Raw genomic sequence first — 13,894 nt, forward strand, 5'->3', positions numbered from 1 at the left:
TCATTGTCTGGGGGAATTGAGTTCGGCGAGGCGGCGCATGATGAAGCGCTTTTCCGGGGTTTGTTGGGTCAGCGACAGAGCTTTTTCGTAAGCTGCACGGGCCTCTTCAACCCGTCCCAACTGCCGGCAAAACTCCCCGCGGGCCGAATGCGCCAAGTGGTAATCGTGCAAGTCACCGCGTTGCAAAATGCCCTCCACCAGCGCCAAACCCGCCAGTGCCCCCTGCTCCATCGCCACCGCAACTGCCCGGTTCAATTCGATCACCGGCGAGGGTACCGCTCTGAGCAGTACATCGTAGAGCCCGATAATCTGTCGCCAATCGGTTTCCCCTGCGTTAGGCGCCTCGGCGTGCACCGCCGCAATCGCCGCCTGCAAGCAATAGGGCCCGAAGCGCCGGGTGCTCAGCGCCTGCTCCACCAGGTTGCAGCCTTCAGCTATCAACGATGTATCCCACAGCCCACGGTCCTGAGCATCCAGCAGCACCAGTTCGCCGTTGGCCGAGGTGCGTGCGGGCCTTCGCGACTCATGCAACAGCATCAACGCCAACAAGCCCATCACCTCCGGCTCCGGCAGCAATTGCATCAGCAAACGGCACAGGCGAATGGCCTCCAGGGTCAAGTCTTCACAGGTCAGGTCCGCCCCAGTGGAGGCCGTGTAGCCCTCGTTGAACACCAGGTAAATCACGCGCAACACGCTGTCCAATCGCTCGGGCAATTCGGCTCGGGACGGCACTTGGTAAGGAATTTTCGCATCGCGGATCTTGCCCTTGGCGCGCACGATGCGCTGGGCGATGGTGGCAGGTGTGGCCAGGAACGCGTGGGCGATTTGCTCGGTGCTGAGGTCGCAGATCTCACGCAGGGTCAGCGCGGCCTGGGCATCAGGGGCCAGCGCCGGATGGCAGCAGGTGAAGATCAGGCGCAGGCGGTCATCTTCCACGTCGTCATCGCTCCAGTCAGCTGCTTGCAGCGTGTCGGCCTGCTCTTGCAGTAACGGGGTAAACCGCGCCTGGCGGCGCAGGCGGTCGATGGCTTTGAAGCGGCCGGTCGATACCAGCCAGGCTCGTGGGTTATCCGGTATGCCGTCCTCGGGCCAGCGCTGCACGGCGACAAAAAACGCCTCGTGCAACGCCTCCTCGGCCAGGTCGAAATCACCCAGCACGCGAATCAGCGTGGCAAGCACACGCCGTGACTCGCTGCGGTAGATGGCTTCGACCTGACCACTGAGCGTCATTGCGGCACGTTCAGTTCGCGCACCGGGCGTACTTCCACACTGCCGACTCGGGCCGCCGGAATGTCACCTGCCACCTGGATCGCTTCGTTAAGGTCCCTGGCGTCGATCAGGTAGAACCCGGCGAGCTGCTCTTTGGTTTCGGCAAACGGCCCGTCAGTGATCGACAACTTGCCATTGCGCATACGCACGGTGGTGGCGGTGGCCACCGGCTCCAGCGGCTCGGCGGCCAGCATCCGCCCGCTGGCCTGGATGGCCTGCGCATAGGCGAGACACTCCGAGTCGTGGGGGCTGTCGGGCGAGGTGTGCAGCACCTGTTCGTCGCTGTAGATCAGGCACAGATATTTCATGGCGTTCTCCATGTTCGGATGACTGACTATAGTTCGCGGCGCTCAGGGTTGTAGATCGAACAACGCTGTGCCGCTTTGCATATCAAAGGGCGCCGACCAGTGTTCATGCACCACCTTCCATTGGCCATTGATGCGCTGGTACCCGGCGGTCACGCGCATCCAGCAGGCTTTCACCTCACCATCGGGCCCGGCACCGCCGCAGTGGGCCAGCCAGTGAGCGAACGCGCTGTCTGGCGCTTGGACGATATGCAGTTCATGAAACTCGAAGATACCGGGGCCGGGGCAATGCTTCATGCATTCTTCCCAGTGTGCGCGGTAGGCAGCCCTGCCTTTGAATTGTAAAGCGGTTACGGCATCGAACGAGACGATATCGTCGGCGTAAAAGCTGACAATCTTGTCGATATCGCGACTGACGACGGCGTGTTTCCATTGCTCGATCAGGTGGTTGATGGCAGTGCTCATGGCGATGACTCCTTGGGGTGGAAAATCACGTAGGTCACCCTTAGTCGAATGGCCGTCGCACCAATCGACACACCTCGGAAAAATAATTTCCCATACCTCAAACCCGATAAACTGCGCCCTTATTTGCAACCGTTCGGATAGCCCGATGCAAACCCGCCTTGTTGCCTACGAGGCGCTCAACCCTGTGCAACAACAGCAAGTGAGCGCCATCGAAGTTCATCCTGAACAATTGCCGTTTTGCGGGGATATGTACTGCGCCCTTAATACCTTGCTGGCCAACCCTAGCCCTGGGGTCAAGGGCTTTGCGTTTTTGGCCGACGACATTCCCGTCGCCTTCCTCCTGCTCAAGCGCCCACCGTGCCTGCCCCATTGGGCCGATGAACACAGCGCCACACTGCACGCATTGCAGGTGGATCGACATCAGCAAGGGCGTGGGTTCGGCAAAGCGTGTTTGCAGGCGCTGCCGGCCATGGCGCTTGAGACGTGGCCGCAGATCAAAGGGTTGGAGTTGTCTGTGGACACGCACAACCTGGCGGCGATGGGGCTGTATCTCGGGGCGGGATGGGTGGACAGCGGCGAGGCCTACAAGGGACGGGTCGGGTATGAGCGCCGGTTGCGCTGGATATTCAGTTCATAACGGTAATGTCACGTAAACAGGACTTTCACGCGTGCCTGTCGTGTTTACGTGACATCGAATGCGCAGTCAGCCCCGCTCTCCAACCGGTAGCCAGACTTCCACCGTCCCCGTGCCCTTCTTCCCATCGAAATCCGCGCTATAGCGCTCGAAATCCGCCCCCATCACCTTGTAGCCCGAATGCGGCAGCCATTCGAACATGATGCGTTCGTAGGTTTGCTCAAGTGCCTGCACCGGCCCGTAATGCGCGAACACGGCATAGTTGAGCGGCGGGATTTCGATGAACTCGAAATTGCTGGGCACATCGCCCTTGGCCGGGACTTCAACCCCCGCCATGTAATCGAATTCGCCTTGATGGGGGTTGTGGCATACCCCATAGGTCACCCCACCCACGCGCTTCTTGATGTCCTTGATACAGGTGTCGAACAACTCCCACAACCGTGGGATATCACCCACGGTGGCCTTCGAATACCGCCCTTTCACACCGGCGATCACCAGCGCTTTGCCGGCTTCCATGCGTGGCTCCAACGGTTGTTTTGTCTGCTGATCCATACGAACAGTCTCCTTCTTATGAGGGAACAAACCCGCAACGAGTATAGGGGCATATCCGCGCCACACTCCATGTAGAAATTTTTCCTACGCATCTGGACAACTTGCCATCATCGCCCGTATTGTCTGCCTCGCAGGCCACCGCAGTGGCCGACGTCGCTCGGACGGTTCCGGGCGCTTACGTACTCTCGAGGCAACAATGGCCGACCAAGGTTCGCCGCGCCGCTTTGCGCGCATAGATCGACTCCCCCCTTACGTTTTCAATATCACTGCCGAGCTGAAGATGGCTGCGCGTCGGCGCGGCGAAGACATCATCGACTTGAGCATGGGTAACCCCGACGGCGCCACACCACCGCACATCGTGGAAAAAATGGTCACCGTCGCCCAGCGTGAAGACACCCACGGCTACTCCACCTCCAAAGGCATTCCACGCCTGCGCCGGGCGATTTCGCGCTGGTACAAGGATCGTTACGAGGTGGATATCGACCCCGAGTCGGAAGCCATCGTCACCATCGGTTCCAAAGAGGGTCTGGCGCACCTGATGCTGGCCACCCTGGACCAGGGTGACACCGTGCTGGTGCCCAACCCCAGCTACCCGATTCACATCTACGGTGCGGTGATTGCCGGTGCCCAGGTACGTTCAGTGCCGCTGGTGCCGGGCGTGGACTTTTTCGCCGAGCTGGAACGGGCAATTCGCGGCTCGATTCCCAAGCCAAAGATGATGATCCTGGGCTTCCCGTCCAACCCCACCGCGCAGTGCGTGGAGCTGGATTTCTTCGAGCGGGTGATCGCCCTGGCCAAGCAATACGACGTGCTGGTGGTGCACGACCTGGCTTACGCCGATATCGTCTACGACGGCTGGAAAGCCCCCTCGATCATGCAGGTACCCGGCGCCAAGGACATCGCGGTGGAGTTTTTCACCCTGTCCAAGAGCTACAACATGGCCGGCTGGCGCATCGGGTTCATGGTGGGCAACCCCGAACTGGTCAACGCCCTGGCGCGGATCAAGAGCTACCACGACTACGGCACCTTCACACCGCTGCAAGTCGCGGCGATTGCTGCGCTGGAAGGCGATCAGCAGTGCGTCAAGGACATCGCCGAACAATACCGCCAGCGCCGCAATGTGCTGGTCAAGGGCCTGCATGAACTGGGCTGGATGGTGGAGAACCCCAAGGCGTCGATGTACGTCTGGGCGAAAATCCCCGAACAGTATGCCGCCATGGGCTCGCTGGAATTTGCCAAGAAGTTGCTGCTGGAGGCGAAGGTGTGTGTGTCGCCGGGGATCGGTTTTGGTGAGTATGGCGATGATCATGTGCGCTTTGCGCTGATCGAGAACCAGGACCGGATTCGCCAGGCGGTGCGCGGGATTCGCGGGATGTTCAGGGCGGATGGGTTGGTCAGCAAAGCCTGACCTGATCCACCTGAAGAAAGCCAATCAATGTGGGAGCTGGCTTGCCTGCGATAGCGGTGTTGGATTCACCATCGCCATCGCAGGCAAGCCAGCTCCCACATGTGTTTTGCGGTGCCTGTTACACCACCAACGACAGCAACATGATGAAGATCAGCGCCACGATCGACAGGATGGTCTCCATCGCCGTCCAGGTCTTGAACGTCTCGGCCACGGTCATGTTGAAGTACTGCTTGACCAGCCAGAACCCGGCATCGTTGACGTGCGACAGGATCAACGAACCCGCGCCCGTCGCCAGCACCAGCAACTCGCGGTTGACGCCCGGGATCATGCCGACCACCGGCACCACAATGCCTGCACCGGTAATGGTCGCGACCGTCGCTGAACCGGTGGCGATACGAATCACCGCCGCCACCAGCCACGCCAGCAGGATCGGGTTGATCTGTGCGTTCACTGCCATATGGCCGATCACGTCACCCACGCCGCTGGTCACCAGCATCTGCTTGAAGCCACCACCGGCACCGATGATCAGGATGATCGCGGCGGTCGGCGCCAGGCTGGCGTCGAGCAGCTTGAGGATCTGCTTGGAATGGATGCCCTGGCGATGGCCAAAGGTGTACAGCGACAGCAGCAATGCCAGCAGCAAGGCGGTGATCGGGTGACCGATCATGTCCATCCAGTTGCGCACCACGTTGCCTTCGGCAAAGGCGATGTCGGCGAAGGTTTTGAGCAGCATCAGGAACACCGGCAAGAGCACGGTGACCAGGGTGATGCCAAAGCTTGGCAGCGACTTGTTATCCGTCTCGCGGGCCAGTTGATCCACCAGTTCCTGGGACGGGTTGCCCGGAATGTACTTGGCGATAAACGTACCGAAGATCGGGCCGGCGATGATGGCGGTCGGCAATGCGACAATCAGGCCGTAAAGAATGGTTTTGCCGATATCTGCGCCAAATACGCCGATCGCCAGCAGCGGGCCCGGGTGCGGTGGCACCAGGCCGTGTACCGCCGACAGGCCGGCCAGCAGCGGGATGCCGATCTTGATCAGCGACACGCCGGTACGCCGTGCCACGATAAACACCAGCGGGATCAGCAACACAAAGCCGATCTCGAAGAACAGCGGAATGCCCACCAGGAACGCGGCGAACATCATGGCCCACTGGACCTTCTCTTTGCCGAAGGCGCGGATCAGGGTCTGGGCGATCTGATCGGCACCGCCGGATTCGGCCATCATCTTGCCGAGCATCGTGCCCAGCGCGAGGATAATGCCGACAAAGCCGAGCACGCCGCCGAAACCGTCCTGGAACGCCTTGATGATCTTGTCCACGGGCATGCCCGAGGTCAGGCCGAGGAAACCGGCCGCGATGATCAGTGCAATGAACGGGTGCACCTTGAACTTGGTGATCAGAACGATCAACCCGATGATAGTGACTACTGCATCTAGCAGCAGGTAAGACTCGTGGGACATGCCAAACATGGGGGGTCTCTCCTGTTTGTTGTTGTTATTAAAGCGGGTGTTGAATTTTCTGCCGGGGATAGCGCTATCTTTTCCGGCAAAAAATTAATGAGTAGGTTCAAAGCCGTGCTTGCGCCACCAGGCGTTGGTCTGCTCGGCCAGCTCCTCAACGCTGTCTTCACTGGCATTGAGGGCCAGGGTCAGCGGTTCGCCCTTGGGCGATTCGAGGGTGGCGAACTGGCTGTCGATCAGGCTTGCCGGCATGAAATGGCCGGGGCGGTGGGACACGCGGTCGGCGGCCACTTCGCGGGTCAGCTCCAGGAACACAAAGCCCAGGCCCGGCGCGGCTTCGCGCAAGTGGTCGCGGTATTTCTTTTTCAGGGCTGAACAGGTGAGCACAGGATGCTCGCCCGCTGTGAGCGACCGGCGCAGTTCATCGCACAGGATGTCGAGCCAGCCGGCGCGGTCGTCGTCGTTAAGGGGGTGGCCGGCGCTCATCTTTTCGATGTTGGCGGCGGGGTGAAAGCTGTCGCCTTCAATGGCAGTGGCGCCGTTCAGGCGGCACAGGGCTTCGCTGACGCTGGACTTGCCACAGCCGGAAACACCCATGATGACCAGGGCGGTAACAGGTTGACTCATGAAACACCTCAGGACGCAGATAGCGCTACCTTTGCACAGCATAAGGCTAGTGCAAAAACAGGCTTTTCCCGCGCCGACTTGTCATTTTTATGGAGTGACGCGTGCATCTGCTCCAATCATTCGAACCGGATCAGGCAACCCTGGGTTCAATAATTTGCAGCCCTTTGGAGACAGCGCTACCTTAGTGCCTCGATTTTTGTTTGGCAAGCCGCCTGATGACCTCCAAGAACGATAAAAATACCCGCACGACGGGCCGCCCTACCCTTAATGAAGTTGCACGCCTGGCCGGGGTCAGCCCAATCACCGCCTCCCGCGCCCTGCGCGGTATCAGCACCGTGGCCACCGACCTGGTGGAAAAAGTCCAGCAGGCCGCCGCCGAGCTCAGCTACGTGGTCAACCCCGCCGCCCGTGCCCTGGCGTCGGCCCAGAGCCAATCGGTGGTGGTGCTGGTGCCGTCGCTGTCCAACCTGTTGTTTATCGAAACACTGGAAGCCATCCATCAGGTACTGCGGCCCAAGGGCTTTGAAGTGCTGATCGGCAACTCCCATTATTCGCGCGATGAAGAAGAAAACCTGCTGCGCAACTACATGGCCTACCAGCCACGGGGTTTGCTGCTGACCGGGTTCGACCGCACCGAAAGCGCGCGACGAATGGTCGAGGCCAGCAATGTGCCGTGCGTGTACATGATGGATCTGGACCCCAATGCCGGGGTGAACTGCGTGGGCTTCTCACAGTTGGCCGCAGGCGAAACGGCGGCGGCGCATTTGCTGTCCCGTGGGCGCAAGCGCCTGGCCTACATCGGCGCGCAGTTGGATCAGCGCACGTTGTTGCGCGGTGAAGGTTTCCGCCGCGCCTTGCAGCAGGCGGGCATGTACGACCCGGCGCTGGAGCTTTTGACACCCCGCCCCTCCTCCGTGGGCCTGGGCGGCGAACTGTTCCTGCAATTGCTGGCAGCGCATCCGGATGTGGATGCGATCTTCTTCGGCAACGACGACCTGGCCCAGGGCGCCCTGCTCGAAGCCCTGCGCCACGGCATCAAGGTGCCGGAGCGTGTCGCGGTGCTGGGCTTCAACGACTTGCCCGCGTCGGCATTCATGGTGCCGCGTTTGAGCAGCATCAGCACTCCCCGGGAAGCCATCGGTCGACGAGCTGCGGAGCATTTGCTGACGATCATGGCGGGCAACAAGATTGCCAAACCGGTGGTGGATATGGGGTTTGAGTTGCAGGTGCGGGAGAGTACGTAGGACGACTGTAGGAAGCGACTGACATTGCGGCAAGTGCCTTGCTCCATTACCTACGCTTACGTCAGAATCCGCTGGCTTGTGCGCCTGGGTGGCGGTCTTTAAGGTTTGCCGGTCGCTGAATTTCTCGGTGATCGGGTTTAGTAGCCTGAATTTGAGCATCCTAAGTGCACGAGCCTCTTCTATGTTTGATGGCGGCTGTGCGTAGGGCACCTCCGGGTGCGCCGGCTTTGGGTGTTCACCGGTCTACTAACCTGCGTACAGCTGCCACCCCTTCGTTTAGTAGCGACGAGGTGTAGCCCCATTAAGGAACACCTTTTATGAGCAAGGTTACAACCAGTCCGCCAACGACCCTTTTTACCATCGTCCCCGATACCCCGACCGAAACCCTGCTGATCAACAGCTACGAAACCGTCTGCTCCGTCAGCACCTTGTTGCTTGACCTGTCCAATGACCTCACCGGCAAACACCGTGATGTGGCCCTTGCCATTCATCAACTGAGCGAGCTGAGCGTATTGCTGGTAGGCAAAGCCATGGACCAGCACACCCCGCGCTGCTGAGACCTTACTCGGTCCAGATGTGGGAGGGAGCAAGCCCCCTCCCACATTTTTTAACCGTGCCCACTTTACCCCTGCTAGATTGACCGCTTTCCATCGCCAGGGAAGCACCATGGGACATTCACTGAAAATCTTGGGCCGCACTTCCTCCATCAACGTGCGCAAAGTGTTGTGGACCTGCCAGGAACTGGGCATCGACTATGTGCGCGAGGACTGGGGCATCGGCTTCAAGCCCACGCAGTCCAACGAGTTCCTCGCCCTGAACCCCAACGCCCAAATCCCCGTCTTGATCGACGACCATGGCGTGCTATGGGAATCCAACACCATCTGCCGCTACCTGGTCGGCCTCTATCAACGCAGCGACCTGCTGCCCGTCGAACCCGCACCACGAGCCCGCGTCGAGCAATGGATCGACTGGCAAGCCGTTGAACTCAACCGCGCCTGGGGCGATGCCTTTACCGCGCTGGTGCGCAACAATCCGGACGGCCTGGACGCGACACAGATTGCCGCCGCCGTGCAGCTCTGGAACGACAAGATGGGCATTCTCGAACAACAACTGGCCAGGACCGGCGCGTATGTAGCCGGCGATGAATTCACCCTCGCCGATATCCTCATCGGCCTCTCGGTACACCGCTGGCAGGCAACGCCCATGCAGCGTCCACCCTACCCAGCCATTGCCGCCTACTATCAGCGGCTTAGCCAGCACGCCGGTTTCAAGACCTTTGCCCTCGACGGCCACAACTAAGCACAGGGATCACCACGTGAACGGACTCAACGTACTACTCACCGGCGCCTGCGGCAGAATCGGCAAGACATTTTTCCAGGCCTCGCAAGACCGCTACCGCTTCACGCTCACTGACCGCATCGCGCCGGACTTCGACTTGGGTGAACACCGCTTCGTACACGCCGACCTCAGCGATAAATCCAGCCTGGCGACCCTGCTCGAAGGCATCGACGTTATCGTGCATCTGTCGGGCATCCCCCATGCCAGCGCCTCGTTCGACGAGCTGCTGCCCAATAACATCCTCGCCACCACCTACCTGTTCGAAGCCGCCGTGGCCGCGGGCGTGCAGCGCCTGGTATTTGCCAGCAGCGCACAAACCATCGAAGGCTACCCGGTGGATCGCCAGATCACCCCCGGTATGCCGGTGATGCCCGCCAACCTGTACGGCGTGAGCAAATGCTACGGCGAGGCACTGTGTGGCTACTACGCAGCCAAGACGCCGCTGTCGACCATCGCCCTGCGCATCGGCGCTTTTGAATTCCCCGAAACCCACGACCTGAACAACGCCCGCGACCTCAGCGCCTGGCTCAGCCCACGGGATGCAGTGCAATTGCTGCAACGTTCGGTCGAGGTTGAGGGCGTGAAGCACTTGATCGCCCATGGTATTTCCAATAACCGCTTCAAGCGTCTGGACCTGAGCGAAACCACGCGAGTGTTGGGCTACCTTCCGCAAGATGATGCCTTTCAAGCATTCCAGATCCCCATCACCTACTGAGTGCTTGCCCCATGTCTACACACTCGCCGCGCCTGGCGAACGCTCGCATGTCTAGATCGAATGCACTCGAAAGGATCCAGTGATTGTTGTCTCAGGAAACTCCCCTGGAATCGCATCGATAAAGGCCTCGAAGAAGCCATGCAAACCGCTTGGCTCCGCTACGAACTTCAACTCTCCGCGATTTGAGCGAAAGTTGTAATAACCTTCAGAAGAGGGGCGGATATAAACCAGTTGGGCCTCACCTTCCTTCGGGGAATGAAGAACCAATTGATAGGTCTTCGTTATATTGAATTTGGAGGGACAGAAAATCTGCAGAATCTTTCTCTCTGAGTTGATCCTGCCTTCCAAGCGGTAGTCACCGTCACTCCCCCCGTACCTTACGTTATCGGTATTGAAAGGATCATCCTCATACGAGATGTCGGCTTTTAGATAAGGTTGAACAATCGGATCATCTTGTTTGCTCATAATGAGTCTCCGGAATAAAAAATCGACATTCAAGATTCAACGATGAAACTGACCCAATGGATACTGTCAACAACTACAGAGAATCGATTCAGTCGCTGTCGCATTCCCTTGCCCGTTAACGGCAAAAGATGACCGCACGAAGAGCACCCACTACCCTCACGAACTTAGCCGCGCCCTTTAAACTCGGAGGGAATCGCACTAGGCACACTACTTGCTTACGCTATCGCACCGAAACACTTTCACAGGTGACCCATCATGCTGGTTAACAACAACGCCCAAGCCGTATCGACCGTCCAGCAACTCAAGCGCCCCGACATGGGCCCCGCCAACGCCGCCGCCAGCGCGCTGTACAGCGGTGCCCTGCAAGTTGCGCAGCAAAGCGTCACGCTACCGGCGGCGCAGAAGGAACTGGACAAGGCCGGTGACCGTATCGACGAAGCCTTCGCCAAGACCCGCGTGTACATGCAAGCCGGTTCAGCACGCAGTGAGTTCACCGACTACATGACTAAAACGCCAGCCGAACGCATCCGTGATCAGTTGCTCAAAGAAAGGGGCCTGACCCTGGAAGAGCTGAACGCCATGCCGGCCGAGCAACAGCAGGCCTTTGCCAAGGAAGTGTCCGAGCGGTTCAAGCAGCAGCAAGAGCAGCAGGTAGCGGCGAAAACGACTGACCCGCAGGCACAGGCAATGAAGGAAACCCTGGCTGCTATCTAAGCTGCACAGTAGACCAATGTGGGAAGGGGCTTGCCCCTGATGGCATTGGGTCAGCCACCCAATACAGTGACTGACACTCCGTCATCGGGGGCAAGCCCCCTCCCACATTTGGATCTCCTTTGACATGGGATCAGCAGAGTTTTCGACTATTGCAGTTGCAGCGTCGAGTTGAACTGACTGATTGCATCCACCACATGCCGCGAGCCTTCCTGTATCTCCAGGATCACCTGCCCCGCTTCATTGGCCAGCTCCACCCCTAGCCCCGTACGGCTCAAGCTCGACTGCATGCTCGTCACCGCACTCAGTGACAGGTCGTGGTTCTTGCGCACCACATCCACTATCTCTACCGTCGCCTGGCTGGTGCGTGCCGCTAGGCTGCGCACTTCATCGGCCACCACTGCGAACCCACGTCCATGCTCACCGGCTCGCGCCGCCTCAATCGCGGCGTTGAGCGCCAGCATATTGGTTTGTTCGGCAATGCTGCGGATAGTCTGCACGATGGCACCGATGATGTCGGACTGTTTGTTGACCGCATCGATGCTGTGGGCAGCCTGGTTCAAGTCGCTGGAGATGGCCTCGATGATCTGTACCGTTTGCTGCACCACCTGCGAGCCCTTGCGGGCGCAGGCGTCGTTTTGTACGGAGGTGGCGTGGGCCGAATCGGCGGCGGTGCGCAGGGTGGTGACCTGGTCGGTGATGTCGCTGGCAAATTTCACCACTTTGTACAGGCGCCCATTGGTATCGAAGATCGGGTTGTAGGACGCCTCCAGAAACAAGGTCTTGCCGTATTTGTTTTTACGCTCGAAGCGATGGGAGTGGTATTCGCCACGATTGAGCGAGGCCCAGAATGCCTTGTAGGCCGGCGACTCCACTTCATTGCGATGACAGAACATGCTGTGGTGCTGACCGATGATTTCCTCACGTGAATACTGCACGGTGCGCAGGAAATTGTCGTTGGCGTTGAGGATCTGACCCTGTGGGGTGAACTCGATCACTGCCATGGAGCGGCTGATGGCGTCGATCAGGCTTTGGTTCTCGTGTTCATGGTGTACTCGCGCGGAAATATCCGACGCCACCTTTATCACACTTCGCACCTGATGGTCGCTATCCAGCACCGGCATGTAGCTAGCTTCAAGCCATACCTCTTCACCGTGCTTGTTCAAACGCATGAAGGTGCCGCTGAGCGCTTCGCCCCGCGCCAGGTCGCGCCATAATTTGCTGTATTCGTCGGTGTGGGTGTAGGCCTCATCGCAAAAAATGCGGTGATGTTTACCGCGGATCTCATCGATGCTGTAACCCATGCTCTTGCAGAAATTTTCGTTGGCTTCGAGGATCACGCCTGTGCGATCAAACTCGATCATCGCCATGGAACGGCTGATGGCTGCGAGCTTGGCATTGGCTTCGGTGAGGGCACAGGAAAAACGCTGGATTTCTTGAAGGTCGGATTTGTGCTGGCGGTTGAACATGGTCAGATCACCCTTGAGTCCCGGCGCCTGAACGGCGCATTCCATTCTTGTGTTGGTAAACCTTCACGGGGAAATAACCATTCAAAACGCTTTATAGGCCAAGCATCATTAACGGTCCTGGGTGAGCATAGACAGGGGTTGGCGCTATGCAAGGCCACTAATCAGCCAGCATTGCCAGCAGGGCGCTGGCAGCGCAAATCTCGCTTACAGACCAGCCTTTACCTTGGCAGCTACATCCGCCGGCACCCACGGCTGCCAGACTTGCGGCTGTTCCTTGAGGAACGCCAGCGCAACCTGGCGCGGCGGCTGACGTTTCTCGCTCATCCGCGCCAAGGTGGTGTTGAGCAGATCAATCGGCAAGTCGACTTTTTCAAAGAACGCCACCAGTTGCGGATACTGCGCCTTGAACGGCGCCGACACGCCAATGGCCAGGTGCGCGGGCAACGAGCGAGTGCCAATGGGGTGTGGATGGTTGGCGTCAGCCAGGGTTTTCCAGGCCTCGGCGTTGAACGCGGGCTCCTCCAGCTTGACCAGCTTGAAACGGCCCAGCAGCGGTGTAGGCGACCAGTAATAAAACAACACCGGTTTGCCGCGCCGGATCGACGACGCCACCTCGGCATCCAATGCCGCGCCGGACCCGGTGCGGAAGTTGACGAAACTGTCGGTCAGGCCATACGCCTTGAGTTTCTGGCTGTTGACGATCTCCGAAGTCCAGCCGGTGGGGCTGTTGAGGAAACGTCCACGGCTTGGGTCTTCGGGGTCGCGAAACACGTCCTTATAGCGCGCCAGGTCGGCCACCGACTTGAGGTCCGGCGCCAGCGGCTTGATACCGCGCTCGGCGTCGCCCTTGATCACGTATTCGGGCACCCACCAGCCTTCGGTGGCGCCTTTGACCGTGTCACCCAGACCGAACACTTTGCCTTCACCTTCAGCCTTGACCCACGCCGGACTACGCCCGGCCCACTCTTCGCCGATCACCTGGATATCGTCCTTGGCCAGAGCCGCCTCCAGGCTCACGGTACTGCCGGGCAAAGTGTCGGTGGGCAGATCGTAGCCCTTCTCGACGATCAGGCGCAGCAGCTCGGTGATCAGGCTGCCGCTTTCCCAAGTGATATCGCCGAAGTGGATGGGTTTGCCGGCTTCGGTGGCCATTGCCGGCTGGGCCAGGGCGGTAAGTGCCAGCAGCGAACTACCCAGCAGGTTTTTCAGTTTTTTCATCGATTGCCTCTT

Annotated in this window: 16 protein-coding genes and 1 pseudogene; 7 read left to right on the forward strand and 10 right to left on the reverse strand. The window is 59.4% G+C overall.

The genetic code is table 11. The annotated features are described in order from the left end of the window. From PSEBG33_RS06465 to PSEBG33_RS06455, 3 genes are read right to left on the reverse strand one after another with little or no spacing between them, the layout of a single operon-like run. A complete protein-coding gene (locus tag PSEBG33_RS06465) occupies positions 1-1,230 on the reverse strand; it encodes an RNA polymerase sigma factor (protein WP_005790696.1) in 1,230 nt (409 codons plus the stop codon). Next, positions 1,227-1,577, reverse strand: a complete 351-nt coding sequence (locus PSEBG33_RS06460; protein ID WP_005790698.1) for a YciI family protein — start codon at positions 1,575-1,577, stop codon at positions 1,227-1,229. The genes PSEBG33_RS06465 and PSEBG33_RS06460 overlap by 4 nt, the downstream gene beginning before the upstream one ends. Before the next feature lie 42 nt (positions 1,578-1,619). After that, the gene (locus PSEBG33_RS06455; protein ID WP_005790700.1) at positions 1,620-2,039 is read right to left on the reverse strand and encodes a YybH family protein; all 420 of its coding nucleotides are present in this window, start codon (positions 2,037-2,039) and stop codon (positions 1,620-1,622) included. Positions 2,040-2,184: 145 nt separating this feature from the next. Between PSEBG33_RS06455 and PSEBG33_RS06450 the strand changes: the two genes are divergently transcribed. Next, positions 2,185-2,676 carry a GNAT family N-acetyltransferase gene (locus PSEBG33_RS06450; protein WP_005790702.1) on the forward strand — a complete coding sequence of 164 codons (492 nt, stop codon included), beginning with the start codon at positions 2,185-2,187 and terminating at the stop codon, positions 2,674-2,676. A 66-nt stretch (positions 2,677-2,742) separates the two neighbouring features. On the opposite strand, the gene PSEBG33_RS06445 is transcribed toward PSEBG33_RS06450, so the two are convergent. Beyond that, positions 2,743-3,225, reverse strand: a complete 483-nt coding sequence (locus tag PSEBG33_RS06445; protein WP_005790704.1) for a GyrI-like domain-containing protein — start codon at positions 3,223-3,225, stop codon at positions 2,743-2,745. A gap of 196 nt (positions 3,226-3,421) precedes the next feature. Between PSEBG33_RS06445 and alaC the strand changes: the two genes are divergently transcribed. Beyond that, positions 3,422-4,633, forward strand: a complete 1,212-nt coding sequence (alaC, locus tag PSEBG33_RS06440; RefSeq protein ID WP_005790706.1) for an alanine transaminase — start codon at positions 3,422-3,424, stop codon at positions 4,631-4,633. Positions 4,634-4,751: 118 nt separating this feature from the next. Here alaC and PSEBG33_RS06435 read toward each other — a convergent pair whose 3' ends face one another. Beyond that, positions 4,752-6,104: a GntP family permease gene (locus PSEBG33_RS06435; RefSeq protein WP_005790708.1), complete on the reverse strand. Its 1,353-nt coding sequence runs from the start codon at positions 6,102-6,104 to the stop codon at positions 4,752-4,754. An 84-nt stretch (positions 6,105-6,188) separates the two neighbouring features. Next, entirely contained in the window at positions 6,189-6,722 is a 534-nt protein-coding gene (locus PSEBG33_RS06430; protein WP_005790710.1) for a gluconokinase, read from the reverse strand. A 212-nt stretch (positions 6,723-6,934) separates the two neighbouring features. On the opposite strand from PSEBG33_RS06430, the gene PSEBG33_RS06425 reads away from it, so the two are divergent. From PSEBG33_RS06425 to PSEBG33_RS06410, 4 genes are all read left to right on the forward strand, one after another. Beyond that, positions 6,935-7,966, forward strand: coding sequence for a LacI family DNA-binding transcriptional regulator (locus PSEBG33_RS06425; RefSeq protein WP_198287292.1), 1,032 nt, complete (start codon positions 6,935-6,937; stop codon positions 7,964-7,966). A gap of 317 nt (positions 7,967-8,283) precedes the next feature. After that, positions 8,284-8,523, forward strand: a complete 240-nt coding sequence (locus PSEBG33_RS06420; protein WP_005790716.1) for a DUF6124 family protein — start codon at positions 8,284-8,286, stop codon at positions 8,521-8,523. A 109-nt stretch (positions 8,524-8,632) separates the two neighbouring features. After that, complete coding sequence (locus PSEBG33_RS06415; protein ID WP_005790718.1) at positions 8,633-9,265, forward strand: glutathione S-transferase family protein; 633 nt, start codon at positions 8,633-8,635, stop codon at positions 9,263-9,265. A 16-nt stretch (positions 9,266-9,281) separates the two neighbouring features. Further along, positions 9,282-10,019, forward strand: a complete 738-nt coding sequence (locus PSEBG33_RS06410) for an NAD-dependent epimerase/dehydratase family protein (protein WP_005790719.1) — start codon at positions 9,282-9,284, stop codon at positions 10,017-10,019. A 51-nt stretch (positions 10,020-10,070) separates the two neighbouring features. On the opposite strand, the gene PSEBG33_RS27700 is transcribed toward PSEBG33_RS06410, so the two are convergent. Beyond that, the gene (locus PSEBG33_RS27700) at positions 10,071-10,484 is read right to left on the reverse strand and encodes a hypothetical protein (RefSeq protein ID WP_032803687.1); all 414 of its coding nucleotides are present in this window, start codon (positions 10,482-10,484) and stop codon (positions 10,071-10,073) included. 255 nt (positions 10,485-10,739) lie between these two features. Here PSEBG33_RS27700 and PSEBG33_RS06405 point away from each other — a divergent pair, with 255 nt between their 5' ends. Next, a complete protein-coding gene (locus PSEBG33_RS06405; RefSeq protein ID WP_005790720.1) occupies positions 10,740-11,198 on the forward strand; it encodes a hypothetical protein in 459 nt (152 codons plus the stop codon). A 146-nt stretch (positions 11,199-11,344) separates the two neighbouring features. Here PSEBG33_RS06405 and PSEBG33_RS30160 read toward each other — a convergent pair whose 3' ends face one another. The 3 genes and pseudogenes from PSEBG33_RS30160 to PSEBG33_RS06395 all read right to left on the reverse strand — a co-directional run bounded on the left by PSEBG33_RS30160 (position 11,345) and on the right by PSEBG33_RS06395 (position 13,882). Beyond that, complete coding sequence (locus PSEBG33_RS30160; protein WP_372804198.1) at positions 11,345-11,914, reverse strand: methyl-accepting chemotaxis protein; 570 nt, start codon at positions 11,912-11,914, stop codon at positions 11,345-11,347. After that, a pseudogene (locus PSEBG33_RS30165) lies at positions 11,888-12,709 on the reverse strand (PAS domain-containing protein); the annotation flags it as partial. The pseudogene PSEBG33_RS30165 and the gene PSEBG33_RS30160, both read right to left, overlap by 27 nt. A 159-nt stretch (positions 12,710-12,868) precedes the next feature. Beyond that, complete coding sequence (locus tag PSEBG33_RS06395; RefSeq protein ID WP_005790725.1) at positions 12,869-13,882, reverse strand: ABC transporter substrate-binding protein; 1,014 nt, start codon at positions 13,880-13,882, stop codon at positions 12,869-12,871. Positions 13,883-13,894 lie beyond the last annotated feature (12 nt).

Origin of the sequence: Pseudomonas synxantha BG33R (assembly GCF_000263715.2) — a bacterium.
Classification (GTDB): domain Bacteria; phylum Pseudomonadota; class Gammaproteobacteria; order Pseudomonadales; family Pseudomonadaceae; genus Aquipseudomonas; species Aquipseudomonas synxantha_A.

Coding starts and splice junctions, on each gene's coding strand:
- PSEBG33_RS06415 (WP_005790718.1), top strand. CDS start 8,633: ATGGGACATTCACTGAAAATCTTGGGCCGCACTTCCTCCATCAACGTG.
- PSEBG33_RS06455 (WP_005790700.1), bottom strand. CDS start 2,039: ATGAGCACTGCCATCAACCACCTGATCGAGCAATGGAAACACGCCGTC.
- PSEBG33_RS06460 (WP_005790698.1), bottom strand. CDS start 1,577: ATGAAATATCTGTGCCTGATCTACAGCGACGAACAGGTGCTGCACACC.
- PSEBG33_RS06420 (WP_005790716.1), top strand. CDS start 8,284: ATGAGCAAGGTTACAACCAGTCCGCCAACGACCCTTTTTACCATCGTC.
- PSEBG33_RS06395 (WP_005790725.1), bottom strand. CDS start 13,882: ATGAAAAAACTGAAAAACCTGCTGGGTAGTTCGCTGCTGGCACTTACC.
- PSEBG33_RS06450 (WP_005790702.1), top strand. CDS start 2,185: ATGCAAACCCGCCTTGTTGCCTACGAGGCGCTCAACCCTGTGCAACAA.
- PSEBG33_RS06445 (WP_005790704.1), bottom strand. CDS start 3,225: ATGGATCAGCAGACAAAACAACCGTTGGAGCCACGCATGGAAGCCGGC.
- alaC (WP_005790706.1), top strand. CDS start 3,422: ATGGCCGACCAAGGTTCGCCGCGCCGCTTTGCGCGCATAGATCGACTC.
- PSEBG33_RS06435 (WP_005790708.1), bottom strand. CDS start 6,104: ATGTTTGGCATGTCCCACGAGTCTTACCTGCTGCTAGATGCAGTAGTC.
- PSEBG33_RS06405 (WP_005790720.1), top strand. CDS start 10,740: ATGCTGGTTAACAACAACGCCCAAGCCGTATCGACCGTCCAGCAACTC.
- PSEBG33_RS27700 (WP_032803687.1), bottom strand. CDS start 10,484: ATGAGCAAACAAGATGATCCGATTGTTCAACCTTATCTAAAAGCCGAC.
- PSEBG33_RS06430 (WP_005790710.1), bottom strand. CDS start 6,722: ATGAGTCAACCTGTTACCGCCCTGGTCATCATGGGTGTTTCCGGCTGT.
- PSEBG33_RS06465 (WP_005790696.1), bottom strand. CDS start 1,230: ATGACGCTCAGTGGTCAGGTCGAAGCCATCTACCGCAGCGAGTCACGG.